Consider the following 26,963-nt stretch of genomic DNA (forward strand, 5'->3'; position numbering starts at 1 on the left):
ATGAGCCCGTATCAACGTGAGTGCGCCCCTCCCGCGTTGAGCGGGGCGCGGCGATTCTGGTCGGTATGGCCATGCCGCCCGTACCGCCTCACCCGCCCGGGTCTCCCCGCCGCCGGAATCCACTGCTCATCCTGCTCGCCGTGCTCGTGGCCGTCGCAGCCGTGTCCCTCGTGGTGCTGATGGCCAGGGGAAGCGACGACTCGCCGGACCGGGAGCCGCCCGCCGAAAGCACGAGCCGCACTCCCGCCCCGTCATTCGGCATCCCCACCGAGCTGCCCACCGAGTTGCCCAGCAAGCTCCCGACCCGGCTGCCCTCGGGCTTTCCGAGCCAGTTGCCGAGCGATCTGCCGAGCGACCTGGAATCGCTCCTCCCGTCCCTGGACACCGGCGAGCTACTGCCCTGAACCCAGAGCGGCTCCGTCTCCGGCGGCGAGCTGCGCCGACGTCAGTGCCGTCGCCGGATCCTGCGCGGCGCCTCCCGCGGGCAGCCAGCGGCCGCGTTCCTTGTGGTACGGCCACCACCGGCCGTCCCGGCCGAGGCGCAGCTGGACCCGTGCGCCGACGACCGTCCAGCGATTGCCCCGCGCCCGCAGCTCCGGCCGCTCGTCCGCGTCCCAGGCCGACTCCAGGGCGGCACGCGCGCGTGCGAGCGTCTCGCCCTCCACCTTCCACTCCTCGTCGAGCACGTTCAGCGCGGCCGTACCGCCGTGGCGCCAGGCGCGGACCGCCGCTGCCAGCCCCTCCCGGCCGCGCCCCGACCCGTCGGCGAGACGGTCTGCCACCTCCCGCCCGGGCTCGCCCGCGGCCAGCCGTACGGCGTCTTCCGAGACCGTCGGATCAGCGCCGGGAGCGTGCCGTCCGTCCACTTCCCGGAGCGACTCCGCGAGCAGGCGGTGGGCGTGTACGGCGGTCCGCGCGGCCAGGAACTCCAGCGCGGCCGGGTCGATGCCCGCAGCGGGCGGTGTCTCGGTGTCCAGGGACGGCGGCACCCCCGGCTCGTCGGGCAGTTCGGGCAGGGGCGGCAGCGGGGGCAGGATGTCACCGACCGAGTACGCCTCGGCCGCGTCCACGCCCTCCTGGTCGGAACGCTCCGCGGCGGACGCGGCGCCGCGCGACTGGAGGTCGTTCAGCAGGGTGGCTTCGTCGCGTCCCCGCATCAGGAGCAGGACGAACGGGTCCTGGTCCAGCAGTCGCGCCACCTGGTAGCAGAGCGCCGCCGTGTGCCCGCAGTGGTCCCAGGCTCCGCAGCCGCACTGCGGCTCCAGATCGCCCAGGCCCGGCAGCAGTTCGACGCCGGCGGCCGCCGCGTCCTCGACCAGGTGCGGCGGCATCTCCCGGTCCAGCAGCGCCGCAACGTGACCGGCCCGCTCCACGGTCATGTCCAGGAAGCGGTCCCACTGGCCGGGCGAGAGCTCCTCCAGCAGGACGTCGGCCCGGTGCGCCGTGCGGTCGCGGTCCTGCACGACAGCCGTGAGGCGCCCCGGGCGCACCGACACGGCGCCGACCGCTCCCGTGCGCGCGAGCCGGCGGCCCGTCTTGAGCTGCGTGGAGTCCAGTGCCGTGTCCTCCAGCGCCTTCAGCCACGCCTGACCCCACCAGGTCTGTGCGAAGCCCCGCCCGCGCGCGGGCGGCAGCGCGGCGAACGTGCGCTCCGTGTCACCGTCGTACCGAGTCATCGCAGGCCTCCTCGCAGCTCGACCAGATCCGCCAGTTCCGCGTCCGTCAGCTCCGTGAGGGCGGCCTCGCCGGATCCCAGGACCGCGTCCGCCAGCTCCCGCTTGCGGGCCAGCAGCTCGGCGATGCGGTCCTCGATGGTGCCCTCGGCGACGATCCGGTGCACCTGCACGGGCCGGGTCTGGCCGATGCGGTAGGCGCGGTCGGTCGCCTGGGCCTCGACGGCCGAGTTCCACCAGCGGTCGTAGTGCACGACGTGCTCGGCACGGGTGAGGTTCAGGCCGGTGCCCGCCGCCTTCAACGACAGCAGGAACACGGGCACTTCGCCGTCCTGGAAGCGCCGCACCATGGCCTCGCGCTGGGCGACGGGCGTTCCGCCGTGCAGGAACTGCGAGGGTGTGCCGCGGGCGGCCAGGTGCCGTTCGAGGAGGCGGGCCATCTGCACGTACTGCGTGAAGACCAGCACGCCCGCCTCCTCGGCGAGAATCGTGTCGAGCAGTTCGTCCAGCAGCTCCAGCTTCCCCGAGCGCCCGGCGATCACCGGCCGCTCCTCCTTGAGGTACTGCGCCGGGTGGTTGCAGACCTGCTTGAGGCCGGTCAGCAGCTTCACGATCAGTCCGCGCCGCGCCATGCTGTCGGCGCCGGAGATCTCCGCGAGCGCCTCGCGCACCACGGCCTCGTACAGGCCTGCCTGCTCCTGGGTGAGCGATACCGCGTGATCGGTCTCCGTCTTCGGCGGCAGCTCGGGCGCGATCCCCGGATCCGACTTGCGGCGGCGGAGCAGGAACGGCCGTAAGAGCCGGGCCAGCCGGTCCGCGGCGGCCGGATCCTGACCGCCCTCGACGGCCTCCGCGTACCGTCGGCGGAAGGTGCCGAGCCGGCCCAGCAGCCCCGGAGTGGTCCAGTCGAGGATCGCCCACAGCTCCGACAGGTTGTTCTCCACCGGGGTGCCGGTGAGCGCCACGCGCGCGCGTGCGCCGATGGAACGCAGTTCCCGCGCGGTCGAGGAGTGCGGGTTCTTCACGTGCTGGGCCTCGTCCGTCACGAGCATGCCCCACGGCACCTCGGCGAGCCGCGGCGCGTCCAGGCGCATCGTGCCGTACGTGGTGAGCACGAACTCCCCGTCGGCCAGGCCGTCGAGGCCGCGCCGCGCGCCGTGGAAGCGCCGCACGGGCGTGCCGGGTGCGAACCGCTCGATCTCCCGCTGCCAGTTGCCCATCAGGGACGTCGGGCAGACCACCAGGGTGGGTCCGGCGGACCGGGCGTCGGTCTGCCGATGCAGGTGCAGGGCGATCAGCGTGATCGTCTTGCCGAGCCCCATGTCGTCGGCGAGGCAGCAGCCGAGACCCAGCGAGGTCATGCCGGCGAGCCAGTTCAGGCCCCGCCGCTGGTAGTCCCGCAGGGTGGCCGCGAGGGCGGCCGGCTGCTCCACCGGCTGCTGCGCCTCGGGGTTCGCGAGCCGCTCCCGCAGGGCCGCCAGCCACCCGGTGGGCCGCACCTCGATCCGGCGGCCGTCCACCTCCGCCCAGCCCGTCAGGGCCGTGCCCAGCGCGTCCACCGGCGTCACCTTGTGGTCCTGCCGGGAGCGGGCCAGGCGTACCTCCTGAGGGTCGATCAGGACCCACTGGTCGCGCAGCCGCACCACAGGGCGCTTGGCCTCGGCGAGGCGGTCCAGTTCTTCGCGGCTCAGCTGCCGGTCGCCCAGCGTGAACGACCAGTCGAAGGAGAGCAGCGCGTCGGCTGACAGGAACGACGGCATGGCGGCGAAGGCCTTGCCGGACTCCGGCTCGTCGTCGGAAGGGCCCACCTCCGCGCGCGTGGTGAGCTCGCGGGTCAGTCCCTTCGGCCAGTGCACGTCGACTCCGGCCGCCGCCAGCGCCCGGGCGCCCGCGCCGAGCAGCTCCGTGACCTCCTCGTCGGCGAGCTCGACCGCGTCCGGCACGGTCGCCGACAGCAGGGGCGTGAGCGGGGCCCAGGCCCGGGCCGCGCGACGCAGGGCGAGCAGGGCGTCCATCCGCGCGCGCGGGCCGAAGGCATCGCCCCCGGCACCGGCCCAGACGTCCGCGGCGTCCGCGACGAGCGCGGGATCGCTCACGCTGTGCACCTGGAGCACGGCCCGGAACGTCACATCCGCGTCGTCGGCCGCTGCGTCCGTCAGGCCGTCCGCCTCGATCCGCAGCGACAGCCGCACCCCCGCGTCGTGGCCCGCGGCGACGTCGGCGGCCCACGCGCGCTGTTCGGGCAGCCGTACCGGCTCGGGCGACGCGTAGGCGGGTCCGCCGGTGACCAGCGGCGCGGCGGGGGAGCGGGGCAGGGTGTCGGCGACCGCGTCGAGGAAGGCGCGCAGGAGCTGCTCCTGGTCGGGCAGCCGCATCGGCCCGGCGCCCGCCAGCGGCACGGCGTGCGCCTCGGGCGGCATGGCGGCGGCCAGGTGGCGCACTGCCTCGACGTCCCGGGCGCGCAGCGGGCCCGTGCGCCAGGCGTCGTGGTCGCCCGGGGACAGCCCCGGCAGCAGCAGTCCGCGCGCCACCAGGTGCAGGGCGTGCGCGGCCGCCGCGCCCCAGAACACGGTGGCCCGGTGCCCCTGCGCGCCGGTACGCGCGCGCAGGAGGACCGGCAGGGCGGTGCGCACCGGCACCAGGACGGCGGGCACGCTGTGCGGCTCGACCCCGTCGACGCCGGGCACGACGACGGTCAGGTCCGTGACGGACGCCGACGCCGTGGCCGGAGGGGTCTCGCCGTCCGGCCGCCAGAAGGCGACGCTGCCCGTACGGGCCGGGTCGCCGGGCAGGAACACGGCGCAGCAGTGGGCCAGTTCAAAGAGGTCGGAGGAGGGTGCCGGGGGAGTCGGATGCTCGGCTATGGCTGGTTCCTCAAATTTGACTAGCGAGTCGGAGTCGCCGAGGGTACAGCACTTCCTGCCGCCTCTGGGTATGACTTGGCTGTGAGCTGGGTCACCATAGAGGTCTCAGGGGTGCGTAGGGGGCGCGCCTCAGGGATGTCTCAGGGTCGCGGTCCGGAACCGCCGCAAGCGCGGGCCCGTTTTCGAGACAGAGAGCGGCAGTGGCCGCGAAGGAGGCGACATCATGTCCAAGAACGCCAAGATCGCCGCAGGCGGCGTGGCAGTCGGGCTCATCCTGTTGATCTGGCTGCCCTGGTGGGCATCGCTCCTGATCATCCTGGGAGTCCCGGCCGCCGCGTATCTCATGCTGGACCCCTCGCAGCGGCGCAGGCTGCGCCGCGCCACCCGCAAGGAACTGGGCCGTTGACGCGCTGACGGCCGGCGCGGCCGAAGGCCGCACCGGCTCAGTTCGGCCGTACGGCCATCTTGTCGAGGGCCTCGAGGAGACCCGGCAGCTCCGGCCCCCGGCCCACCGGCAGGACCACGCCGGGTTCCTCGTCCAGCAGCACGAAGGCGATGTCGTCGGTCCTGGCCACGAGCGACCAGCCAGGACCGTCGGCCCGCAGCGTCCGCGCGTCACCCGGCGCGAACGACGACCGGACCCGGCCCAGCGGCGGCGGCGAGTCGATGTAGGTGCGGGCCTCCGCGAGGACCCGCCGGATGCCGCTGTGGCCCTGCTGCCCGTTCTCCCCGCCTCCGCCCGGACCGTCGGCCGCCACGCCGCCGTCGCCCGGCGCCGCCGAGGACCCCGGAGCCGGGAAGGCCGAGTCGTCGACCTGGTCGCGCCACATCGCCCACTGAAGCGCGATCTCGTCCGCGCCCAGGCGCCGTTGGGCCGGGCCCCACACGGTGGTGTCCGGCGGAGCCAGCGGGGGCCGGTCGTCGGCCTCCGGACCGGGATCGTGCGGCGCGGGCACTCCGGGCGCCGCGACGGCGACCGCGAGGGGCCAGCCGGGCAGGGCCGCCACGACCGTGCGCTCGTCGGGCGACAGCTCGTACTCCATCCCGCAGTCCCAGGACGCGATCGCGACGGCCACCAGGGAGACGTCGTCGATGATCACGGTCCACCGGGCTCCCTCGCCGTCCTGGCCGAGCACCAGCCCGTACCCGTCGGCGAGCGGCGCGAGGCCGAGCGCCGCGCACGCCCCCGGATAGTCGTCGCCCAGCACGCTCGGGAACTGCGCCGGCGTCAGCAACACCGCTGTGAGCACATAAAGCGCGTCGTCCGCGGCGGCGACGGTGTCCTCATCCGTCCCGGCCATCCCAGCCTCCCCATCGGTTCGTCCACCGGCGCGCACCCTAGTGCGCGCGGAAGCCGCTTGTCACGGCCCTGCGCGCGCACCAGGAGCTGCCGTTTTCCGGCGGACGGGGCGAATCGGCCGTCCGGGCCGGGCGCGTCACTCCGCCGGCAGCCCCAGCAACTCACGGGCCACGGTCCGGGGCGATTCGCCGCGTTCCCGCGCGAGCGCGATGACGGCCCGGCAGGCCAGCTCGTTCACCCCGAACGACAGCGCCTCGGGCGACACCCAGCCGGCCGCCTCGTCGGCCCGCTCCTGGTCGTCCTCCGCGCTCGCCGTGACGTAGGCCGCGGCCGCCTCGAAAAGATTGTGCGGACGTTTGTCCCCGCCGGCCTTCGTCTCCGTGCGCATGGCATGAGCGACTCTGCCTCCGGCCTTTCTGACCTTGCCCCACATGGTGACCACCTTCCCCCTGTGCGGATGTCCCGCCTGCCGGTCATCTCCCGGACACCAACGTAGAGTTGGATCTCCGGTGACATAAGGGGGAGGGTACTGTGAAGCGCTTCGCACGCCTGGAACAGATACGGCGGATGGACCCGTACCGGCAGGCCACGGAGATCTACCGGCTGAGCGCGGCGTACGAGTTCCCCTGGGACTTCACCCGCGCCCTCGAGCTGGCCCTGTACCGCACGTACGCAGTCCCGAGCATCGGCCGGTTGCTCGCCGAGACGGCGGAGCTCACGGAGCGGACGCAGAAGCGCTACGACGACACGTCGCTGCTCCTGGACGCCGTGGTGGAGCACGGCTTCGGCAGCGATCAGGGGAAGACCGCGATCCGCCGCATCAACCAGATGCACCGCAGCTACGACATCAGCAACGACGACATGCGCTACGTGCTCTGCACGTTCGTCGTGGTGCCCAAACGGTGGATCGACGCCTACGGGTGGCGCAGGATGTCCCGCCACGAGATCGTCGCCAGTGTCGTCCACTACCGCACGCTGGGCCGGCACATGGGCATCAAGGACATCCCCGAGACCTACGAGGAGTTCGAGACCTGCCTCGACGGCTACGAGGCGGCCCACTTCGCCTGGGACGAGGCGGCCCGGCGGGTCTCGGACGCCACGCTCGACCTGATGTCCTCCTGGTACCCGCGCCCGCTCGCCCCGCTGCTGCGCACCACGACCCTCGCGCTGCTCGACGACTCGCTGCTGCGTGCCTTCCGTTACACCCCGCCGAGCGCCGCCACGCGCGCGTGGGTGCGTCGCGCGGTACGGCTGCGGGGCCGCGCCGTCCGTCTGCTGCCGCCCCGGCGCGCTCCGCACTTCGCCCGGCAGAACTGGGAGATCAAGGGTTACCCGTACGGCTACCGGCTCGCCGACCTGGGCACGCGCCCGGTCCCGGGCGTCCGGGGCTGTCCCGTGCGGCACGTGGCGGCGTCGGACGCCGAGGCCGGGTGACGGGGCCGGACGGTGACGCGGCCGGGTGGCGCGGCAGCTCAGTCCTCGCGGACGGCGAGCGCCAGGAAGCGGGAGTCCTCGTCGACGTACGACGTCATGCTCCACCCCGAACCGGCCAGCAGCGGACGGAGGTTGGGCTCGGCGCGCAGGTCGTCCGGGGTGAGCGGGCGGCCGTGGCGCGCGGCCAGGGCCGCCCTGCCGATCGGGTGGAACAGCGCCAACACGCCACCGGGACGCACCACACGCGCCAGCTCCCGCAGGTTCTCGGCCGGACTCGGCAGATGCGAGATCAGGCCCGCCCCGAACACGGCGTCCAGCGAGTGTGAGCGCAGCGGCAGCGCGGCGACGTCCGTGAGCAGCAACGCCCCGTCACGGTCCCGTCCGGCCCGCACGGCCTCCCGCAGCATGGCCGGGGTCAGATCGGCCCCGAGCACCACTCCCGAGGGCCCCACGGCGGCACGCAGCGGCGGCAGGGCGCGTCCGGTGCCGCACCCCGCGTCGAGCACACGGTCGCCCGGGCGCAGTCCGAGCTCGGCGACCGCGGTCGCGTAGGCCGGACCGTCATCAGGGAACCGGCTGTCCCAGTCGGCGGCGCGGGCGGTGAAGAACTCCTGGACACGCGTCTGGTCGTCGCTCATGTACGGCATGATTCCTCACCGGCACGTATGACGCCTCAGTGCACACGTTCGAGCGTGACCCGATCGTTCCGGTGCACCCTTGCGTCATATTCCAACACCTTTCGAAATGCGCCCCCTTCGCGCGCCCCTGCCGGGTCTAGCGTCCCGGGGGCATGGGACACCTGGACCACGCCGCCCTGGGGTGGCTGACCCCCGTGCTGTCGTACGTGATGGCCTGCATCGGCGCCGCCCTCGGGCTGCGCTGCACCGTCCGCGCGCTCGCCGCCACCGGGCGTTCGCGCCGCAACTGGCTCGTCACCGCCGCCTCGGCGATCGGCACCGGCATCTGGACCATGCACTTCGTGGCCATGCTCGGTTTCAGCGTCGCCGGCACCGATATCCGCTACGACGTGCCGCTCACCCTGCTGAGCCTGCTCGTCGCCATGGTCGTCGTCTGCGCCGGCGTCTTCGCCGTCGGCTACAGCCGGGACCGCGGCCGGGCCCTGCTGATCGGCGGGCTCACCACCGGCCTCGGCGTCGCGAGCATGCACTACCTGGGCATGGCGGCCGTCCGCCTGCACGGCGACGTGACCTATGACCCGGTGCTCGTCGGGCTCTCCGTCCTGATCGCCGTCGTCGCCGCGACGGCGGCCCTGTGGGCGGCGCTCAACATCAAGTCGCCCGTCGCGGTCACCGTCGCCTCCCTGATCATGGGCGCGGCCGTCAGCAGCATGCACTACACCGGGATGTTCGCGGTGAGCGTGCGCGTGACGCCCTCCGGGGAGGCACTGCCCGGGGCCACGGCGATGCAGTTCATCTTCCCCCTCGCCGTCGGCCTCGGGTCCTACCTCTTCCTGACCTCCGCCTTCGTCGCGCTGTCGCCGACGGCAGGGGAACGTGAGGCGTCCGCGTCGGCCCAGCGGCCGGTCGGGAGCGTCGCCCGTCAGCCGTGACCTTGGCCCGGCGGAGCGAGCGGCAGGCCCTCCGGACGGCACGTCCCGCTGTCCGGAACGGCAGTCCCGAAGCCCGGACGGCACGCCATGAAGCCGGGGTGACCCGCCCTGAAGCCGGGTGGCCCGCCCCGAACCACCCCCGAGCGAGGAGTCCATGCGTACACCCCGTAGGACCCCCACCGTCGGCGCCGAGGCGCCGCCCCCGCCCGTGCGCGGTCGCCGCGCGCACGCCGGACCGCCGGCCGACGAGGACGCCGAGGTGCCCTCGGGGGCCGCACCGGACGGAGCGTCCACGCGCGCGGAGCGCTGGCACATACGCCCCCGCACGGTGCGCGCCAAGATCGTCTGCCTGCTCATGGTGCCGGTCGTCTCCCTCCTGGCCCTGTGGGCCCACGCCACCGTCACCACGGCCCAGGACGTCTCCCGGCTGAGGCAGGTCCAGCGCGTGGACGCCATGGTCCGCGCCCCCGTCTCCGCCGCGGTCGCCGCCCTCCAGGCCGAACGCACGGCCGCCGTACGCCGCGCCACCGACCCCTCCGCCACAGCGACCGACGAGCTGGACGAACTCGCCCGGCGCACCGACCGGGCCGTCGCCAAACTGCGGCTCGGCGAGAACAGCACCGTCGCCGACAGCGAAGAACTGCCCGCCGGAGTCGCCCGCCGGCTGGAAGCGTTCGTCACCGGTGCCGAGCAACTGCGTCCGCTGCGGACCGAGGTGCGCGACCGGCGCGCGGGCTGGGCCGAGACGTACAACCGCTACACCCGGACCATCTCGGAGGCTCTCGGCGTCGGCGGTGCCCTCACCGGCATCCAGGACGCCGACCTCGGCTCCGACGCGCGCGTGCTGCTCGAATTCTCCCGGGCCGGTGAGGCGTTGGCCCGGGAGGACGCGCTTGTGGCGAGTGCCCGCCTGTCCGGCACCCTGACCGGGGAGCGGCTCCGGCTGTTCACCGGCGCCGTCGAGCTGCGCCGCACCCTGACCGAGTCGGCCGTCGCCGACCTGCGCGGCACCGAGCGCTCCGCGTGGAACTCCCTCGCCGACAGCATTGCCTACGCGGGGCTGGGCGACGCCGAGGACGGGATCCTCGCCGACGGGCCGGGCGCCAAGGCGATCGAGGCGGCACCCGAGAGCACCTGGAACACCGCCCACGCGCGCGTGCAGAACGGCATGCGCGCGATCGAGGACGACGCCGCACGAGGCGTCGCGCAGCGGGCCGACCCGTTCACCCGGGGTCTGCTCACCCCGGCCGGTGCGGCCGTCCTGCTCGGCCTCGCCGCCGTCGCCGCCTCGCTCGTCATCTCCGTACGCATCGGCCGCGGCCTCGTGGTGGAGCTCGTGAGCCTGCGCAACAGCGCCCTGGAGATCGCCCGGCGCAAACTCCCCGAGGCCATGCGGAAACTGCGCGCGGGCGAGGAGATCGACATCCGCGCCGAGGCACCACCCGGACCGGCCGCCGAGGACGAGACCGGGCAGGTCGCCGAGGCCCTCGGCACCGTCCACCGGGCCGCGCTACGGGCCGCCGTCGAGCGCGCCGAACTCGCCAGCGGCATCTCCGGCGTCTTCGTCAACCTCGCCCGCCGCAGCCAGATCCTCGTCCACCGGCAGCTGAGCCTCCTCGACAGCATGGAACGCCGCTCCGACGACCCGAACGAACTGAGCGACCTCTTCCGCCTCGACCACCTCACCACCCGCATGCGGCGCCACGCGGAGAGCCTGATCATCCTCTCCGGAGCGGCCCCCGGCCGGGCCTGGCGCAGGCCCGTCTCCCTGACCAACGTGGTCCGCGCGGCCGTCTCCGAAGTGGAGGACTACGCGCGCGTGGAGGTGCGGCAACTCCCCGAGGCGGCCGTCGTCGGCGCGGCCGTGGCCGACCTCACGCACCTCCTGGCCGAGATCATCGAGAACGCCGCCCAGTTCTCGCCGCCCCACACGCGCGTGCGCGTCACCGGCGAACCCGTCGGCAACGGCTACGCCGTCGAGGTCGAGGACCGCGGCCTCGGCATGGGCAAGGAGACCCTCGCCGAGGCCAACCGCCGCATCGAACAGTCCGAGGCGCTCGACGTGTTCGACAGCGACCGGCTCGGCCTGTTCGTGGTCAGCAGGCTCGCCGCCCGGCACGGCATCAAGGTCCACCTGAGGACCTCGCCGTACGGCGGCACCACCGCGGTCGTCCTGGTGCCCACCGCCCTGCTGCACACCGGGGCGGCGGAACGTTCCCACGGTGAAGCGGTGCACGCGCGGCAGCCCGCGGAACGCGCCCACGCGCGCGTGCCCGACGACATCCCGCACCGGGACACCGTCCCCGACGCCGTCCCGGCACCGGCCGACCGGCGCGCTTTGGTGTCACCCGTACCGGCCCTCGCGGAGACCACGAGCCACACGCCACCCCCAGGAGTCGCCACCTTGCGACTGCACCGGCCCCAGGAGCAGCCCGAAGGCTCCGACGACCTCCCACGCCGCGTACGACAGGCCAGCCTGGCGCCCCAACTGCGAAACGGGCGCCCCGAGGAGCCGCCCCCCGCGCCCGCACCCCGGGACGACGGACGCACCCCCGAGCTCGTCCGGGACCGCATGGCGGCGTACCGCGACGGCTGGACGCGCGGCGGCGGCAGGCGACCCGGCCGCGGAACCACTCCCGGCCCGACGGGCAGCGACAGCAGCGAAGGAGACCCCGCATGATCCAGGACCCGAGCACGCATTCCGCCCGGCGCTCCGGCGAACTCGACTGGCTGCTGGACGATCTGGTGCTCCGCGTGAGCGAGATACGGCACGCCGTGGTGCTGTCCAACGACGGCCTCGCCGTGGGCGCCTCGACCGACCTCCGCCGCGAGGACGCCGAACACCTCGCCGCGGTCGCCTCGGGCTTCCACAGCCTCGCCAAGGGCGCCGGACGGCACTTCGGTGCCGGTGGTGTCCGCCAGACCATGGTGGAGATGGACGAGGGCTTCCTGTTCGTGGCCGCAGCCGGCGACGGATCCTGCCTCGCCCTCCTCACTGCCGTGACCGCCGACATCGGCCTCGTGGCCTACGAGATGGCACGCATGGTCAAACGCGTCGGCGAGCACCTCGGCACGGCGCCCCGTGTCGGTGCCCGGCCACCCGCCGCCGGATGAACCGAGAGGGCGGTCCACGCAGATGACCGAGGACACGACGGGCACCCCGCCCGACCAGGGCAGCCAGTGGTACGACCACGAGGCCGGCCCTCTCGTCCGCCCCTACGCCATGACGGGCGGACGCACCCGGCCCGGCCCCACCGGCGTGCGGTTCGACCTGATCGCCCTGGTCACACTGGACCCGGCCGCACCCGGCGTGGACGACGTCCCGCTCGGCCCGGAACACCGGACCCTCCTCGACCTGTGCCGCACGGAGACCCAGTCGGTCGCCGAACTCGCCGCGGGCGCGGACCTGCCCGTGGGTGTCGTCAGGGTCCTCCTCGGCGACCTCCTGGAACTCGGCTGCGTCACCGTCAGCCGCCCGGTGCCGCCGGCACAACTGCCCGACGAGCGCATTCTGCGCGAGGTGATCGCAGGACTGAGGGCGCTGTAGATGCCCGCACAACACTCACGTACTCACCGCACCCCTTGCCGGCACTCCCGAGAGAAGTGATCAATGGTCTCCGAGCACTCCGACGCCACCGACGGCGATACCTCCGCACTGGCGTTGAAGATACTGGTCGCCGGCGGGTTCGGCGTGGGCAAGACCACCCTGGTGGGCGCCGTCAGTGAGATCCGGCCGCTGCGCACCGAGGAACTGCTCAGCGAAGCCGGGCAGTTGGTGGACGACACCGACGGCGTGGACCACAAGACCACCACGACCGTCGCCATGGACTTCGGACGCATCACGATCCGGTCCGGCCTCTCCCTGTACCTGTTCGGCACGCCGGGCCAGGACCGGTTCTGGTTCCTGTGGGACGAGTTGTCGCAAGGGGCGCTCGGCGCGGTGGTCCTCGCGGACACCCGCCGCCTGGAGGACTGCTTTCCCGCAGTCGACTACTTCGAGCACCGGCGCATCCCGTTCGTGGTGGCCGTCAACTGCTTCGCGGGCGCCCGGCGGCACGGCGCCCCGGACGTCTCGCGCGCCCTCGACCTCGACCGGGGCACACCCGTGGTGCTGTGCGACGCCCGGGACCGCGACTCGGGGAAGGAGGTGCTGATCCGGCTCGTCGAGTACGCCGGGCGGATGCACACCGCCCGGCTTCTCGACTCGGTCGGCTGACCGGGGTGCCTCTTTGTCAGTCCGCGACGTCCCGCTCCGCCAGGACCCTGTCGATGGCGACACGGACGAGGAGTTCGCCCGGGACGCCGTTGCGGGCGCCGAACTCCTCGGCGCGCTCCTCGCCCATGTACCGGGCGCCGATGCGGGTGGCCCAGTGCCGTATCTCGTCGAGGTCCTCCGAGACGCGGGCGCGGCCCCGCAGCACCACGAAGGAGTACGGCGGCCGGTCGTCGTCCACACACAGTGCGACCCGGCCGTCACGGGTGAGATTGCGCCCCTTCACGCTGTCCTTGCCGGTGTTGAACACCAACTCGTCGCCGTCCAGGACGAACCAGATCGGGGTCACGTGCGGGCTTCCGTCGGCCCGGACCGTGGAGAGCTTTCCGGTGCGGGTGCCGTGGGAAACGAACTCCCGCCATTGCGCGTCGGTCATCTTCTCTGCCATGGCTCCCATCCTCCTTGCCCCGACAGCGGTCGTGGGGAAGGCTGGCGTGGAGATCCTCCGGCCAGGAGGAGAATCGCACGGGGAGAAAACGGGGAGATCGGAACATGGCTCAGAACCAGGGACTGGACTGGCTGCTGGACGACCTGACCGAGCGCGTCCACCAAGTGCGGCACGCACTGGTCCTGTCCAACGACGGCCTGGTGACGGGGGCGAGCACGGGACTGCGCCGGGAGGACGCGGAGCATCTCGCGGCCGTGTCGTCCGGACTGCACAGCCTGGCCAAGGGGTCGGGACGGCACTTCGGCGCGGGCAGCGTACGCCAGACGATGATCGAGTTCGACGACGCGGTGCTCTTCGTCACCGCGGCCGGCACGGGTAGTTGTCTGTGCGTCCTCAGCGGCGCGGAGGCCGACATAGGCCAGATCGCCTACGAGATGACACTTCTGGTCAACCGGGTCGGCGAGCACCTCGACGTCGATGCGCGCCAGCCCGAACGGAAACCGGAAACAGACGTCTGACCTGCACGTTCGTCATCCCCGCGGAGTTATCCACAGGCTCGCCACGAGATGCGCCGAAGCGGCTACGGTTTTTTCACGGCGACCGCACACGGCGTGAGCCGCTGACTCCACGGGGGAGACCGACCATGTCAGGCACCATCGCGAAACCCGACCGCCTCACCTGCGCCTCGAGCCGGGCCGCCCGCGAACTGAACCTCAGGCGGGGCGAGTTCGACCTGGCGGTGAATCTCGGACTCATCCGGACCCTTCCCGACGAAGGAGGCGGAGGTCGACGGGTCGCCCGCGCCGAGATCGACCGGCTGCGCGCCGAGGACGGCTTCCCGGACGCACTGCGCGAGCGCGTCGCGACCGCAGGAACCAACGAGGGCGCCAAGCTCATGGACGTGACGCCCACCAGGTTCACGAGCCTCGCGCGCTTCGGCCTGCTCGTGCCCGTGCGCTTCTATCTGAACCGCTACCGCACCGTCGTCTGGCTCTATCTGGCCGAGGAGCTACGGCAGTTCGCGACTGAGGAGCGCAACGCCCGGCTGCTGACCGGCCGCACGCCCGCCGAGGTGCGGGAAGGGCTGAAGGCGGGACTGGACCGGCGGCCCCGCAACTGGCGGGGACGGCACATCGGGTTCCTGCTGCGGCAGGCGGGAGACGACCCGTGGGCGCACGCGGCGGCCGTCGCCTGTCTCCTCGATCCGGCCGACGTGGCGGAGGTAGTCGAGGACCCGTACGAGCGCGCCCACCTGAACCGCTGCCGCCCCCGGCTCCCGGCACACGGGGCGCCCGGCTCCCCCGCCGCCGACCGGGCCCAGGAACTCATGACGGCGAGCGAGCCGGACGAAGTGGCCTGGTTCCGAGCGGACCTCGCCCACGCGATGGAAGCGGCCCGAAGGCAACAGCCGGCACCACGCCCGGCCCCGGAACCGGCCCTGCAGCAGGTGCCGGCCCCCACCTCGGCACCAGAGCCCGTCACGACTCCGGCGGAAAACCCGCCCGCGCCCCCGGACCACACCCCTTCCCACGGCCTCCTGGGCCGGCTGCGCCGCAGAGGCCGACGGCCTGCGGGCCGCCCCTGACCCCGGCCGGGGCGGAGGACGCCGCTCTGCCGTCCGCACGACAAGCGATGAGTTTCCGGATGCATCCCGGTCCGACCTATGAGGAGACTATGTCCGGGAGGCGATCATGTTCGGTACAACGAAGGCGTACAGCGGTTTCTCCGTGAACGACATCGACGCGGCCAGGAAGTTCTACGGCGACACGCTGGGAATCCGCGTCTCGGAAGAGCACGGCATGCTGATCCTGCACATCGCGGGGGGCCGGGACATCCTGGTCTACCCGAAGGAGGACCACATCCCAGCGACCTACACCATCCTCAACTTCCCCGTCGACGACATCGAGGCGGCGGTCGACGAGCTGAGCAGAAAGGGGGTGCGTTTCGCGCGCTACGACCACCTCAAGGCGGACGACAAGGGCATCTTCCGCGACGGCGGCCCGCTGATCGCGTGGTTCACCGACCCGGCGGGGAACGTGCTGTCCGTCCTCCAGGAAACCTGACCCGTCGGTCATGCCCGAGCTGCCCGATGTCGAAGGCTTCCGGCAGGTGCTCGAGTCCTGCGCGAAGGGACGGGTCGTGCGGCATGTCGAGGTGCGGGACGCGGGCGTCCTGCACGGAGTCGGGGTGCGGGGCCTGCGTGACGCGCTGGAGGGCCGGCGGTTCGGCACACCGGAGCGGCACGGAAAGTGGCTGCTCGCCCGCACCGGTGGCCCCACCCTGGTACTGCACTTCGGCATGACCGGCCGGCTGGTCTGCGGTCGTCCCGACGATGCCGTCGAGGCCCACGACCGCGTGCTGTTCACCCTGAGCGGCAACCGTCAGCTGCGCTTCCGTGACCAGCGCAAACTCCAGGGCCTGTGGCTGGCCCACGACGACTCCGACCTCGACCGGCTGCTTCGGCGGCAGGGCCCCGACGCGATGGCGGTGGACCGCGCGGAGTTCGAGGCCGTGCTCTCTTCACGCCGAGGTCACCTGAAGACTGCCCTCACCGACCAGTCCGTCCTGGCCGGCCTCGGCAATCTGCTCGCCGACGAGATCCTGTGGCGCGCCCGGCTGCGCCCCGACCACCGGGCGCGTGAGCTCACCCAGGACGACCGCCGTCGCCTGTACAGCGAGATGCGCAGGACCCTGCGGTCCGCCGTCAACGCCGGCTGCGTACCGCCGCGGGACTCCTGGCTCACCGGACATCGTGACGACCCCGACCCCAGATGCCCGCGCTGCGGCAGCGGTCTGCGCCGGTCCCGGATGGCGGGCCGTGGCACGGTGTGGTGCCCGCGGTGCCAGCCGGACGGGTGATCCCGCCGGGGCCGGTCACTCACCCGGGGGGGCAGGACAGTCGGCGCGCCGGGCCGGGCCGGGCCGGACCGGTCAGTCGCGGGGGTCAGGCCAGCCGGCGGGCCGGCAAGGACGCCGCCGTCCATGACGAACTCGCTGCCCGTCGAGAAGGTGGCGTCGGTGACGATGAAGCGCACCATGCGGGCGACCTCCTCGGGCTCGCCGAACCCGGGGATGGGCTGGGCCGCGGTGTAGGCGTCGCTGAAGCCGGCCGTCATCCGGGTGCGGATCACACCGGGGTGGGGCCCAGGGCCTGCCCCGTCTCGGTCAGGGCCCGCTGCCAGTCGTCCTCGCCGGTGACGTCCAGGTGCGTACGGGCCCGGCCACCGAGCTCGGCCGCCAGCTGTGCCCCCTCACCGTCAGGTCGCTGAGACGTCCCATGGCGACCTCCTTCGTCTCAGGCACTCCCGCTCAGGGCACTCCCGCTCAGGGCACTCCCGCCGTCCGGCGTTCCTCGTCCGGTGCCACGAGCGACTGTGTGAACGGAATCCGCGACAGGACGAGCACCCCCGCGGCGATCAGCGCGACACCGAACAGCTGGGGCAGCAGCCACCACCCGGTGCGGATGGTCTCCTCGTACAGAAGGATGCCGAGGGCGAGGCTCACCAGCGCGTCGCCGAGGGTGAGCGCGGGCTGCGAGGCGACCAGCGGGCCGGCCTGCATCGCGTTCTCCAGCAGGAACAGCGCGCACACACCGGTCGCGGCGAACGCGTAGGTCTGCCAGGCGGTGAGGAAACCCACGAGTCCCTGGTCGTCGAGGATGTGGGTGGCGGCCTTCATCAGCGCCGCGGTCACCGCGTAGCTGATCGCTGTCGCGGCACCCAGACACGCCGCCCGGGCCCGGCCCTCCGGGCGCCGCAGGGCGGCGACGGCGAGGCCGGCGACCGCCCCCGCGCACACGGCGAGCGCGGGGACCCAGCGGTCCAGCTCCACCTGGGTGCGATTGCCGGCGGGGGACGCGGCGGCGAGCGCGATCGCCAGTCCGGCCACCACCACCGTCACGGCAAGCCAGCCCGTGCGCGGCAGGTGCCGGTGCATCAGCAGCGACGCGACGACGAGGGTCAGCGGCAGCTCCAGCACGAACAGCGGCTGCACGATCGTCAGCGGCCCGGTCGCCAGCGCCAGCGCCTGGCAGACGGCGGCGCCGATCACCGCGAGGATGCCGGCCAGCCAGACGGGCCGGCGCAGCAGGTCGGTGATCAGCCCGGCCCTGAACCCCTGGGAGCGCGGCACGGTGAGTGCCGCCTTGCGCTGCAACACCGTCGCGACGGCGTTGCTGAGGGCCGCGCAGATCGCGAAGACCACGGGGAACACGGTGGGCAGCGTGGCCACCTCCCGGATCGGCGGGCGCGTGACGCCGGCGGTGCCTGCTCCTGCCATGGTCGCCGGATCCGGTCCCGGGCGCGATCGGAGACCCGGAAGGCACGGGCCCCCGATCGGCGAAGGGCCAGATCAGTCCAGCTTGCGGAAGAGCCCCTCCTGCACGACCGACACGACCAGCCGGCCCTCACGGTCGTAGATCCGGCCCCGGGCCAGACCGCGGCCGCCGACCGCGATCGGCGACTCCTGGTCGTACAGCAGCCAGTCGTCGGCCCGGAACGGGCGGTGGAACCACATGGCGTGGTCCAGTGACGCCATGTCGAAGCCCCGCGGGCCCCACAGCGGCTCGACCGGGATGCGGACGGCGTCCAGGAGGGTCATGTCGCTGGCGTAGGTGAGGGCGCAGGTGTGCACGAGCGGGTCGTCGCCGAGGGGCCCGACCGCACGCATCCACACGGCGCTGCGCGGCTCGGCGTCCGCGACCTCCTCGGTGGTCCAGCGCAGCCTGTCCACGTAGCGGATGTCGAAGGGCTGGCGGCGGGCCATCCGCTCCAACTGCTCGGGCAGCGCGCCCAGATGCTCCCGGATCTCGTCCGTCACCGTGGGCAGGGATTCCGGGTCCGGGACCGTGCGGGCCGGCGGCAGCTGGTGCTCGAAGCTGCCCTCCTCCGGCTTGTGGAAGGAGGCGGTGAGATTGAAGATCGTACGGCCCTGCTGCACGGCTGTGACCCGGCGGGTCGTGAACGACCGCCCGTCGCGCACCCGCTCGACCTGGTAGACGATCGGCACGCCCGGGATGCCCGGCCGCAGGAAGTACGCGTGCAGCGAGTGCACGGGACGTTCGCCGTCCGTGGTGCGGCCGGCGGCGACCATGGCCTGGCCCGCCACCTGGCCGCCGAAGACTCGCTGAAGGGACTCCTGCGGGCTGCGGCCACGAAAGATGTTGACCTCGATCTGCTCCAGATCGAGCAGGTCGACCAGTCTCTCGGCCGGGTTCGTCGTCATGAGTGGGATTCTCCTGTGCTCGCTGCTGCCGGGCCGTTCACAGCTGGCCGACGTCGGTGACCCGGACGACCGCGCGGCCCTCCGCGTCGGAGGCGGTGAGGTCGACCTCCGCGCTGATGCCCCAGTCGTGGTCGCCGTTCGGGTCGTGGAAGATCTGCCGGACCCGCCACAGGGCGTTCTCCGGCTCCTCCTCGATGAGCAGTAGCTTGGGGCCGCGGGCGTCGGGGCCGGTGCCGAGGTCGTCGTACTCGTCCCAGTACTTGTCCATCGCCTCGCCCCAGGCGTCGGCGTCCCAGCCGGACTCCGCGTCCATCTCGCCCAGCTCCTCGACATGGTCGAGGGCGGCCAGCTCGACCCGGCGGAACATGGCGTTGCGGACCAGGACGCGGAAGGCACGCGCGTTGGCGGTGACCGGCTTGACCTCGTCGGCCTTCTCCTGGGCCTCCTCGGCGGTCATCTCCTCCGGGTTGGCGAGCTGCTCCCACTCGTCCAGCAGGCTGGAGTCGACCTGGCGCACCATCTCGCCCAGCCACTCGATCAGGTCCTGGAGGTCCTCGGACTTGAGGTCGTCCGGGACGGTGTGGTCGAGGGCCTTGTAGGCACTGGCCAGGTAGCGCAGCACGATGCCCTCGGTGCGCGCCAGCTCGTAGTGGGACACCAACTCCGTGAAGGACAAGGCCCGTTCGTACATGTCGCGGATGACCGACTTCGGCGACAGCGGATGGTCGCCCACCCAGGGGTGGCTCTTGCGGTAGGTGTTGTACGCGTGGAAGAGCAGCTCCTCCAGGGGCTTCGGGTACGTGATGTCCTGGAGACGCTCCATGCGCTCCTCGTACTCGACGCCGTCCGCCTTCATCGCGGCCACGGCCTCGCCGCGCGCCTTGTTCTGCTGGGCGGCGAGGATCTGCCGCGGGTCGTCCAGGGTGGACTCCACCACGGACACCATGTCGAGCGCGTACGACGGCGATTCGGGGTCCAGCAGCTCGAACGCGGCCAGCGCGAACGTGGACAGCGGCTGGTTGAGCGCGAAGTCCTGCTGGAGGTCGACGGTGAGGCGGACGATGCGGCCGCTCGCGTCCGGCTCGTCGAGCTTCTCGACGATGCCGCCGTCCAGCAGCGAGCGGTAGATCGCGATGGCCCGGCGGATGTGCCGCAACTGCTGCTTGCGTGGCTCGTGGTTGTCCTCCAGCAGGTGGCGCATCGCCTCGAAGGCGTTGCCGGGGCGGGCGATCACCGACAGCAGCATCGTGTGCGTCACCCGGAACCGGGAGGTCAGCGGCTCCGGCTCGGAGGTGATGAGCTTCTCGAAGGTCTGCTCCGACCACGCGACGAAGCCCTCCGGGGCCTTCTTGCGGACGACCTTGCGGCGCTTCTTCGGATCGTCGCCCGCCTTGGCGAGTGCCTTCTCGTTCTCGACGACGTGCTCGGGCGCCTGCGCGACGACGAAGCCCTCCGTGTCGTAGCCGGCCCGTCCGGCACGGCCCGCGATCTGGTGGAACTCCCGGGCACGCAGGGTGCGGACGCGGGTGCCGTCGTACTTCGTGAGGGCCGTGAACAACACCGTGCGGATGGGGACGTTGACGCCCACGCCGAGCGTGTCCGTGCCGCAGATGACCTTCAGCAGGCCGGCCTGCGCGAGCTTCTCCACCAGGCGGCGGTACTTGGGCAGCATGCCGGCGTGATGGACGCCGATGCCGTGCCGGACGTAGCGGGAGAGATTGCGGCCGAACTTGGTGGTGAAGCGGAAGTTGCCGATGAGCTCGGCGATCTGCTCCTTCTCCTCGCGCGAGCACATGTTGATGCTCATCAGCGCCTGCGCCCGCTCCACGGCCTGCGCCTGCGTGAAGTGCACGATGTAGACGGGTGCTTGCCGGGCTGCCAGCAGGTCGGTGAGCGTCTCGGTGAGCGGGGTGTAGCGGTACTCGTACGACAGGGGCACCGGGCGGGTCGCCGAGCGGACCACCGCGGTCGGGCGGCCGGTGCGGCGGGTGAGGTCCTTCTCGAAGAAGGAGACGTCGCCGAGCGTCGCCGACATCAGCACGAACTGCGCCTGCGGCAGTTCCAGGATCGGGATCTGCCAGGCCCAGCCGCGGTCGCCCTCCGCGTAGAAGTGGAACTCGTCCATCACGACCTGGCCGACATCCGCGGCCTTGCCGTCGCGCAGTGCGATCGACGCGAGCACCTCGGCGGTGCAGCAGATCACCGGGGCGTCGGCGTTGACGGACGCGTCGCCGGTCAGCATGCCGACGTTCTCCGTGCCGAAGATCTTGCACAGTTCGAAGAACTTCTCCGACACCAGCGCCTTGATCGGGGCGGTGTAGAAGGTGACCTCGTCCCGGGCCAGCGCGGCGAAGTGCGCGCCCGCCGCGATCATGCTCTTGCCGGACCCGGTGGGCGTCGACACGATCACGTTCGCGCCGGAGACCACCTCGATCAGCGCCTCCTCCTGGTGGGGATAGAGCGTGAGACCCCGCTCACCGGCCCACGACTCGAAGGCTTCGTACAGGGCGTCGGGGTCGGCGGTCCGCGGCAGCTGATCGATGAGGGTCACGCCCCCCATCTTGCCTGGCCTTTCGCCCGATGCGGGAATCGGCTGCGGGCACGAAGATCGCGAACGCTACGCTGTGTCGCCGACGGGATGTCAAGGGCGCCGGTCAACTGGACAGCGGTACACGAGGAATGGGGCGGGCAACGCCGATGATGGGACCAGCACACTCACTGTCGGGCGCCACCGCCTGGCTCGGCGTCGGTGCGGCTGCCGCCGCGGCCGGGCACCCGATGCCCTGGCCGGTCCTGCTCGTCGGTGCCCTGATCTGCGCCGGTGCCGCCCTCGCCCCGGACCTCGACCACAAGGCGGCGACCATCTCACGGTCCTTCGGACCGGTGTCCCGCTGGCTGTGCGAGATCGTCGACAAGCTGTCGTACGCCGTCTACAAGGCCACCAAGAAGCAGGGCGACCCGCGCCGCTCCGGCGGGCACCGCACGCTCACGCACACCTGGCTCTGGGCGGTACTGATCGGTGCGGGCACCTCGGTCGTGGCGATCACCAGTGACCGCTGGGGCGTGCTGGCGGTCCTCTTCGTGCACATGGTCCTGGCCATCGAGGGCCTGCTGTGGCGGGCGACGCGCGGCTCCAGCAGCGAGGTCCTGGTGTGGCTGCTGGCCGCGACCACCGCGTGGATCCTCGCGGGCGTCCTGGACAAGCCGGGCAACGGCGCGGACTGGCTGTTCACGGCGCCGGGCCAGGAGTACCTGTGGCTGGGGCTGCCGGTCGTGCTCGGCGCGATCGTGCACGACATCGGGGACGCGCTGACCGTCTCCGGCTGCCCGATCCTGTGGCCCATCCCCGTCGGCCGCAAGCGCTGGTACCCGGTCGGGCCGCCGAAGTTCATGCGGTTCCGGGCGGGCAGCTGGGTCGAGCTCAAGGTGCTGATGCCGGTGTTCATGCTGCTCGGCGGGGTGGGCTGCGCGGCGGCGCTCAACGTCATCTGAGCGCCTGCCGAGCCGGAGGACAGGGCTCAGCGGCTGCCGTACCGCCGCTCGAACGCGGCGACCCGGCCCTCCGAGTCCACCGTGCGGGCCTTGCCGGTGTAGAAGGGGTGGCTCTCCGAGGAGATCTCCACGTCCACGACCGGGTAGGTCTCGCCGTCGTCCCACTCGATGGTCTGGTCGCTGGTCGCGGTGGACCGGGTCAGGAACGCGTAGCCGGCGGCCCGGTCGCGGAAGACGACGGGGTGGTAGTCGGGGTGCTTCTCCTGCTGCATGGATGCTCCTCGTGCGGCTCCGGCCGGTTCTGCGATCAGCCGGACAGGGTGTCCTCGTCGACGATGTGCACGGCGGCCTCCTCGGCCGACGCCGCCGCGCCGTCGATGCCCACGTCCATGGCGACCAGCGCGCTCTCCTCGTCCTCGTGCGCGCCCTCGTCGGGGGCCACGAGCCGGCCGGAGCGCGTGGCGCCGACCTCGTTGTCCAGGAGTTCCCCGTCGGTGCCCTGGCAGTCCCCGAGACCGTCACCGTCCGGGGCGACGGGCTCCGGCAGCTCCTCGGCGAGCCGCTGGTCCAGCGTCTCGCCCCGCTGCCGCTCCGCCGCGGTGACGCCGCTGTGCTCCACGGCCCAGGGCCGCTCGGGAGGGGACCAGCCCCGGTCGAGGGGATCGTCGACGCCGTCGTACTCCAGGGTGTCCTCGGCGTCGAGCAGCCCCGTGTCCTCTCTCTGCTCGGATGGTTCCGGCTGGTAGACGTCGTCTCCCCAGCCGTCGGAGCTCTTCACGGGTACCTCCAGGGGGTGGGGCGGGCCCGTTCACACCGGGGCCCGCGCCGGGCCGCCGCCACACGGAGCACTGACGCCGCCCGCCGCCGAACCGCTGCGGCGGTTCCCGGGCGATCCCCCGAGCCGGTGCCTGTTCCCAGCCTTCCACCCCGCCTCGGAACCGCGCAACGCCACGGAACGCTTCCGGCGGTCACGACCAGGAGACGGGGGCCCCGGGGGTTCGTCACCCGTGCCACGACCTCCACAACGCCGCATACGCCCCATCCGCAGCCACCAGTTCCTCGTGGCTGCCCAGTTCGCTGATGCGGCCGTTCTCGACGACGGCGATGACATCCGCGTCGTGGGCGGTGTGGAGGCGGTGGGCGATGGCGACGACGGTGCGGCCGTCGAGGACCTTGGCCAGGGATCGTTCCAGGTGGCGGGCGGCGCGCGGGTCGAGCAGGGATGTCGCCTCGTCCAGGACCAGGGTGTGCGGGTCCGCCAGCACCAGGCGGGCCAGGGCGATCTGCTGGGCCTGGGCGGGAGTGAGCGTCAGGCCGCCCGAGCCGACCTCGGTGTCCAGGCCGTCGTCGAGCGCCCGGGCCCACCCGTCCGCGTCGACCGCGCCCAGCGCCGCCCACAGGTCGGCGTCGCCGGCGCCGGTCCGGGCGAGCCGGAGGTTGTCGCGCAGGGAGCCCACGAAGACGTGGTGCTCCTGGTTGACGAGGGCGACGTGGGCGCGGACGCGTTCCGCCGGCATCCGGGACAGCTCGGCACTGCCCAGGGTGATCCGGCCGTCCCGGGGCGCGTAGATCCCGGCGAGCAGCCGGCCCAGAGTCGACTTGCCCGCACCCGAGGGGCCGACCAGGGCCAGCCGGGTGCCGGGGGAGACCTCCAGGGACACCTCGCGCAGGACGTCCACGCCCTCCACGTAGCCGAAGTGCACCCGGTCGGCGTGTACACGGCGCCCGTCGGGAACCACCGAGGAGTCGCCGGCGTCCGGCTCGATGTCCCGGACCCCGACGAGCCGGGCCAGCGACACCTGGGCCACCTGGAGCTCGTCGTACCAGCGCAGGATCATGCCCACCGGGTCGACGAGCATCTGGGCGATGAGCGCGCCCGTCGTGAGCTGGCCGACGTCGATCCAGCCGTGCAGGGCGAACACGCCGCCCACCAGGAGGACCGAGGCGAGCACCGTGACGTGGGTGACGTTGACGACCGGGAAGAGCACCGACCGCAGCCACATCGTGTAGCGCTCCCAGGCCGTCCACTCCCGGATCCGGCGCTCCGACAGCGCGACGCGCCTGTCGCCGAGGCGGTGCGCCTCGATGGTGCGCCCGGCGTCCACGGTCTCGGCGAGCGCGGCGGCCACGGCGGCGTACCCGGCGGCCTCCGAGCGGTAGGCGGCCGGCGCCCGCCGGAAGTACCAGCGGCAGCCGACGATCAGCAGCGGCAGGGCGAGCAGCACGGCGAGCGCCAGCGGCGGCGCCGTGACGACCAGCCCGCCCATCAGCAGCACCACCCACACCACGCCGATCGACAGCTGCGGTACGGCCTCGCGCATGGCGTTGGCCAGCCGGTCGATGTCCGTGGTGATCCGGGACAGTAGATCGCCGGTCCCGGCCCGCTCCAGCACGCCGGGCGGCAGCCCGACCGACCGTACGAGGAAGTCCTCGCGCAGGTCGGCCAGCATCCGCTCGCCGAGCATCGCGCCGCGCAGCCGCACCTGCCGGACGAACAGTGCCTGGACGGCCAGCGCCGTCACGAACAGCCCCGCGGTGAGTTCCAGCCGCAGGTCCCGAGCTCCGTCGGACACCCGCTCCACGACTGAGCCCAGCAGCCACGGACCGGCCATCGAGGCGACGACGGCGACCGTGTTGACGCCGACGAGCAGCAGGAACGCCCGGCGGTGCCGGCGCAGCAGTTCGGCCACGTAGGCGCGGACGGTCGTGGGGGCGCCGACCGGCAGCGTGTTCGCCGCCGTCGGGGCCGCCGGGTCGTACGCCGGTGGCGCCACGCCGATCATGCCTTCTCCTCGATCTCTTCCAGGTCGTGCAGTACGTCCTTCAGGGAGACGGAACCGGTCAGGGCGACCTCGTCGTCCGTCTCGCGGGTGACCACCGCGCGGTAGCGGGGCTCGGTGTGCACCAGCTCGCGGTGGGTGCCGGTCGCCGCGACCTCGCCGTCGTGCAGGAACACGACCCGGTCGGCGCGGTCCAGCAGCAGCGGCGAGGAGGTGAACACCACGGTCGTGCGCCCCGCGCGCAGCTCCCGCACGCCCCGCGCGATCCGTGCCTCGGTGTGCGAGTCGACGGCCGAGGTCGGCTCGTCCAGGACGAGCACCTCCGGGTCCGTGATCAGCGACCGGGCGAGCGCGAGCCGCTGGCGCTGACCGCCGGACAGGGACCGGCCGCGTTCGGTGATCCGGGCGTCCATGGGGTCGGCGGCGTCCACCGAGCCCTGCACCAGCGCCGCCAGCACGTCGTCGCACTGTGCGGCGGCCAGCGCCGCCCGCGGTTCGACGGCCCCCGACGCGGGTACGTCGAGCAGTTCGCGCAGCGAGCCGGACAGCAGCACCGGGTCCTTGTCCTGGACGAGGACGGCCGTACGGGCACAGTCAAGCGGGAGTTCGTCGAGCGGCACGCCGCCCAGCAGCACCGAGGTGCCCTCCTGCGCCGGGTGTCCGCCCAGCCGTTCCGCCAGCCGGCCCGCCGCGTCCGGGTCGCCGCACACCACGGCGGTGAGCAGGCCGGCGTTCGCGAGCAGCCCGGTGTCCGGGTCGTACAGGTCCCCGCAGGGGAGGTCGGCCCCGCGCGTACCGGCGGTGTCCGTGGCCCGCCTCAGCGCCAGCACGCCCGCGGCCCGTTTGGCGGAGGGCCGGGAGAAGGAGTACGCCATGGCGATCTCCTCGAAGTGCCGCAGCGGATAGGTGAGGACCATCACCGAGCTGTAGACGGTGACCAGTTCGCCGACGGTGATCCGGCCCTGGCGCGCCAGGTGCACGCCGTACCAGACGACGGCGATGAGCAGCAGCCCCGGCAGCAGGACCTGGATCGCGGAGATCAGGGACCACATCCGGGCGCTGCGCACCGCCGCGTGCCGGACCTCCTGGGAGGCGCGGCGGTAGCGGTCGAGGAACAGTTCCTCACCGCCGATGCCGCGCAGCACGCGCAGACCGGCGACGGTGTCCGAGGCGAGTTCGGTGGCGCGTCCGGCCTTCTCGCGCTGCACGTCGGCACGCCGGGTGGCGCGGGGCAGCAGGGGCAGCACGGCAAGGGCCAGCACGGGCAGACCCACGGCGACGACCACGCCGAGCGCGGGCTGGTAGACGAGCAGAGCGACGCAGACCAGCACGATGGTGACCAGAGCCGCGGTGAACCGCGACCAGGCCTCCACGAACCAGCCGATCTTCTCGACGTCACCCGTGGACACCGCCACGACCTCACCGGCCGCGACGCGCCGGGTCAGCGCCGAGCCCAACTGGGCGGCCTTGCGGGCGAGCAGTTGCTGGACGCGGGCGGCCGCCGTGATCCAGTTGGTGATGGCGGTGCGGTGCAGGAAGGTGTCACCGACCGCGTTGCCGACGCAGGCCAGCGCCAGCAGGCCGCCCGCCAGGGCGAGTTGGCCGCCGGAGCGGTCGACGACGGCCTGTACGGCGACACCGACGCAGAACGGCAGCGCGGCGACGGAGGCGAAGTGCAGCAGCCCCCAGGCCAGCGACTTGAGCTGCCCGTCCAGCTGATTCCGGAAGAGCCACCACAGGAATCGGGGACCCGAACGCGCGTCCGGCACGCCCGGGTCGGGGTACGGAAGGTCTTGAATCTGCATGACGTCCCAGTGGCTCGTGTCAGGGGGATGGGGGGTTCGGCCGACGGCAACAAACCGTGACAGGTTCGCGTCGCCACGTGGTCGGAGGCAACCGGTTTTCGACCCACCGAACGGAACCGGCCGACAGGGGTGGGAACCGGGCTGCCCCGGCGGGTGGGTGC

General features: G+C 72.7%; 26 protein-coding genes and 1 pseudogene. 13 read left to right on the forward strand and 14 right to left on the reverse strand.

Annotated elements, in window-relative coordinates; translation table 11 throughout:
- The first annotated feature begins 65 nt into the window (after positions 1 to 65).
- On the forward strand, positions 66 to 404 hold the full coding sequence (locus tag ACIBNA_RS30255) for a hypothetical protein (RefSeq protein ID WP_399168357.1): 339 nt from the start codon (positions 66 to 68) through the stop codon (positions 402 to 404).
- Here ACIBNA_RS30255 and ACIBNA_RS30260 read toward each other — a convergent pair.
- Positions 393 to 1,676, reverse strand: a complete 1,284-nt coding sequence (locus ACIBNA_RS30260) for an SWF or SNF family helicase (RefSeq protein ID WP_399168358.1) — start codon at positions 1,674 to 1,676, stop codon at positions 393 to 395. The two genes, ACIBNA_RS30255 and ACIBNA_RS30260, sit on opposite strands and share 12 nt — an antisense overlap.
- The gene (locus tag ACIBNA_RS30265) at positions 1,673 to 4,465 is read right to left on the reverse strand and encodes a DEAD/DEAH box helicase (RefSeq protein WP_399168408.1); all 2,793 of its coding nucleotides are present in this window, start codon (positions 4,463 to 4,465) and stop codon (positions 1,673 to 1,675) included. The genes ACIBNA_RS30260 and ACIBNA_RS30265 overlap by 4 nt, the downstream gene beginning before the upstream one ends.
- A gap of 295 nt (positions 4,466 to 4,760) precedes the next feature.
- Here ACIBNA_RS30265 and ACIBNA_RS30270 point away from each other — a divergent pair, with 295 nt between their 5' ends.
- The gene (locus ACIBNA_RS30270) at positions 4,761 to 4,943 is read left to right on the forward strand and encodes a hypothetical protein (protein ID WP_189724357.1); all 183 of its coding nucleotides are present in this window, start codon (positions 4,761 to 4,763) and stop codon (positions 4,941 to 4,943) included.
- A gap of 37 nt (positions 4,944 to 4,980) precedes the next feature.
- Here ACIBNA_RS30270 and ACIBNA_RS30275 read toward each other — a convergent pair whose 3' ends face one another.
- Both ACIBNA_RS30275 and ACIBNA_RS30280 read right to left on the reverse strand, forming a co-directional pair.
- On the reverse strand, positions 4,981 to 5,838 hold the full coding sequence (locus ACIBNA_RS30275; protein WP_399168359.1) for a hypothetical protein: 858 nt from the start codon (positions 5,836 to 5,838) through the stop codon (positions 4,981 to 4,983).
- Positions 5,839 to 5,973: 135 nt separating this feature from the next.
- Positions 5,974 to 6,270: a hypothetical protein gene (locus ACIBNA_RS30280; RefSeq protein WP_399168360.1), complete on the reverse strand. Its 297-nt coding sequence runs from the start codon at positions 6,268 to 6,270 to the stop codon at positions 5,974 to 5,976.
- 98 nt (positions 6,271 to 6,368) lie between these two features.
- Between ACIBNA_RS30280 and ACIBNA_RS30285 the strand changes: the two genes are divergently transcribed.
- On the forward strand, positions 6,369 to 7,271 hold the full coding sequence (locus ACIBNA_RS30285; protein WP_274814616.1) for an oxygenase MpaB family protein: 903 nt from the start codon (positions 6,369 to 6,371) through the stop codon (positions 7,269 to 7,271).
- A 38-nt stretch (positions 7,272 to 7,309) separates the two neighbouring features.
- Here ACIBNA_RS30285 and ACIBNA_RS30290 read toward each other — a convergent pair whose 3' ends face one another.
- Positions 7,310 to 7,909, reverse strand: coding sequence for a class I SAM-dependent methyltransferase (locus tag ACIBNA_RS30290; protein WP_399168361.1), 600 nt, complete (start codon positions 7,907 to 7,909; stop codon positions 7,310 to 7,312).
- Positions 7,910 to 8,061: 152 nt separating this feature from the next.
- On the opposite strand from ACIBNA_RS30290, the gene ACIBNA_RS30295 reads away from it, so the two are divergent.
- The 5 genes from ACIBNA_RS30295 to ACIBNA_RS30315 all read left to right on the forward strand — a co-directional run bounded on the left by ACIBNA_RS30295 (position 8,062) and on the right by ACIBNA_RS30315 (position 13,057).
- Positions 8,062 to 8,841: an MHYT domain-containing protein gene (locus tag ACIBNA_RS30295; RefSeq protein WP_399168362.1), complete on the forward strand. Its 780-nt coding sequence runs from the start codon at positions 8,062 to 8,064 to the stop codon at positions 8,839 to 8,841.
- A gap of 154 nt (positions 8,842 to 8,995) precedes the next feature.
- Positions 8,996 to 11,521 (forward strand): nitrate- and nitrite sensing domain-containing protein, encoded by a 2,526-nt coding sequence (locus ACIBNA_RS30300; RefSeq protein WP_399168363.1) that lies wholly within the window; start codon positions 8,996 to 8,998, stop codon positions 11,519 to 11,521.
- Positions 11,518 to 11,955 (forward strand): roadblock/LC7 domain-containing protein, encoded by a 438-nt coding sequence (locus ACIBNA_RS30305; protein WP_399168364.1) that lies wholly within the window; start codon positions 11,518 to 11,520, stop codon positions 11,953 to 11,955. The genes ACIBNA_RS30300 and ACIBNA_RS30305 overlap by 4 nt, the downstream gene beginning before the upstream one ends.
- 22 nt (positions 11,956 to 11,977) lie before the next feature.
- Positions 11,978 to 12,388, forward strand: coding sequence for a DUF742 domain-containing protein (locus ACIBNA_RS30310; protein WP_399168365.1), 411 nt, complete (start codon positions 11,978 to 11,980; stop codon positions 12,386 to 12,388).
- 63 nt (positions 12,389 to 12,451) lie between these two features.
- Positions 12,452 to 13,057, forward strand: coding sequence for a GTP-binding protein (locus ACIBNA_RS30315; RefSeq protein ID WP_399168366.1), 606 nt, complete (start codon positions 12,452 to 12,454; stop codon positions 13,055 to 13,057).
- A gap of 16 nt (positions 13,058 to 13,073) precedes the next feature.
- Here the strand turns inward: ACIBNA_RS30315 and ACIBNA_RS30320 are convergent, their stop codons facing one another.
- Complete coding sequence (locus tag ACIBNA_RS30320; RefSeq protein ID WP_351417234.1) at positions 13,074 to 13,502, reverse strand: PPOX class F420-dependent oxidoreductase; 429 nt, start codon at positions 13,500 to 13,502, stop codon at positions 13,074 to 13,076.
- A gap of 104 nt (positions 13,503 to 13,606) precedes the next feature.
- On the opposite strand from ACIBNA_RS30320, the gene ACIBNA_RS30325 reads away from it, so the two are divergent.
- The 4 genes from ACIBNA_RS30325 (at position 13,607) to ACIBNA_RS30340 (ending at position 16,361) form a co-directional block, all read left to right on the forward strand.
- Complete coding sequence (locus tag ACIBNA_RS30325; protein WP_020277333.1) at positions 13,607 to 14,020, forward strand: roadblock/LC7 domain-containing protein; 414 nt, start codon at positions 13,607 to 13,609, stop codon at positions 14,018 to 14,020.
- A 125-nt stretch (positions 14,021 to 14,145) separates the two neighbouring features.
- Entirely contained in the window at positions 14,146 to 15,087 is a 942-nt protein-coding gene (locus ACIBNA_RS30330) for a DUF6397 family protein (RefSeq protein ID WP_399168367.1), read from the forward strand.
- Positions 15,088 to 15,193: 106 nt separating this feature from the next.
- Positions 15,194 to 15,565, forward strand: coding sequence for a VOC family protein (locus ACIBNA_RS30335; RefSeq protein WP_399168368.1), 372 nt, complete (start codon positions 15,194 to 15,196; stop codon positions 15,563 to 15,565).
- A gap of 10 nt (positions 15,566 to 15,575) precedes the next feature.
- Positions 15,576 to 16,361 carry an Fpg/Nei family DNA glycosylase gene (locus ACIBNA_RS30340; RefSeq protein WP_399168369.1) on the forward strand — a complete coding sequence of 262 codons (786 nt, stop codon included), beginning with the start codon at positions 15,576 to 15,578 and terminating at the stop codon, positions 16,359 to 16,361.
- Between the two features lie 170 nt (positions 16,362 to 16,531).
- On the opposite strand, the pseudogene ACIBNA_RS30345 reads toward ACIBNA_RS30340, so the two are convergent.
- From ACIBNA_RS30345 to ACIBNA_RS30360, 4 genes and pseudogenes are all read right to left on the reverse strand, one after another.
- Positions 16,532 to 16,618 (reverse strand): annotated as a pseudogene (locus ACIBNA_RS30345) (3-alpha-hydroxysteroid dehydrogenase); the annotation flags it as partial.
- Positions 16,619 to 16,826: 208 nt separating this feature from the next.
- Positions 16,827 to 17,780 (reverse strand): DMT family transporter, encoded by a 954-nt coding sequence (locus tag ACIBNA_RS30350; protein ID WP_399168370.1) that lies wholly within the window; start codon positions 17,778 to 17,780, stop codon positions 16,827 to 16,829.
- A 72-nt stretch (positions 17,781 to 17,852) separates the two neighbouring features.
- On the reverse strand, positions 17,853 to 18,725 hold the full coding sequence (locus tag ACIBNA_RS30355) for an acyl-CoA thioesterase II (RefSeq protein ID WP_274814604.1): 873 nt from the start codon (positions 18,723 to 18,725) through the stop codon (positions 17,853 to 17,855).
- Positions 18,726 to 18,762: 37 nt separating this feature from the next.
- Positions 18,763 to 21,276, reverse strand: coding sequence for a DEAD/DEAH box helicase (locus tag ACIBNA_RS30360; protein WP_399168371.1), 2,514 nt, complete (start codon positions 21,274 to 21,276; stop codon positions 18,763 to 18,765).
- A gap of 146 nt (positions 21,277 to 21,422) precedes the next feature.
- On the opposite strand from ACIBNA_RS30360, the gene ACIBNA_RS30365 reads away from it, so the two are divergent.
- Positions 21,423 to 22,217: a metal-dependent hydrolase gene (locus ACIBNA_RS30365; RefSeq protein WP_399168372.1), complete on the forward strand. Its 795-nt coding sequence runs from the start codon at positions 21,423 to 21,425 to the stop codon at positions 22,215 to 22,217.
- Positions 22,218 to 22,243: 26 nt separating this feature from the next.
- Here the strand turns inward: ACIBNA_RS30365 and ACIBNA_RS30370 are convergent, their stop codons facing one another.
- The 4 genes from ACIBNA_RS30370 to ACIBNA_RS30385 all read right to left on the reverse strand — a co-directional run bounded on the left by ACIBNA_RS30370 (position 22,244) and on the right by ACIBNA_RS30385 (position 26,802).
- Positions 22,244 to 22,489: a type B 50S ribosomal protein L31 gene (locus ACIBNA_RS30370; protein WP_274814600.1), complete on the reverse strand. Its 246-nt coding sequence runs from the start codon at positions 22,487 to 22,489 to the stop codon at positions 22,244 to 22,246.
- Between the two features lie 35 nt (positions 22,490 to 22,524).
- Entirely contained in the window at positions 22,525 to 22,995 is a 471-nt protein-coding gene (locus tag ACIBNA_RS30375) for a DUF5709 domain-containing protein (protein WP_399168373.1), read from the reverse strand.
- 223 nt (positions 22,996 to 23,218) lie between these two features.
- Positions 23,219 to 25,000 (reverse strand): ABC transporter ATP-binding protein, encoded by a 1,782-nt coding sequence (locus tag ACIBNA_RS30380; RefSeq protein WP_399168374.1) that lies wholly within the window; start codon positions 24,998 to 25,000, stop codon positions 23,219 to 23,221.
- On the reverse strand, positions 24,997 to 26,802 hold the full coding sequence (locus ACIBNA_RS30385) for an ABC transporter ATP-binding protein (protein ID WP_399168375.1): 1,806 nt from the start codon (positions 26,800 to 26,802) through the stop codon (positions 24,997 to 24,999). Before ACIBNA_RS30385 ends, ACIBNA_RS30380 begins: the two co-directional genes overlap by 4 nt.
- Between the last annotated feature and the right edge of the window lie 161 nt (positions 26,803 to 26,963).

Source organism: Streptomyces sp. NPDC050164, from assembly GCF_044459945.1.
GTDB classification, from domain to species: Bacteria; Actinomycetota; Actinomycetes; order Streptomycetales; family Streptomycetaceae; genus Streptomyces; species Streptomyces coeruleorubidus_A.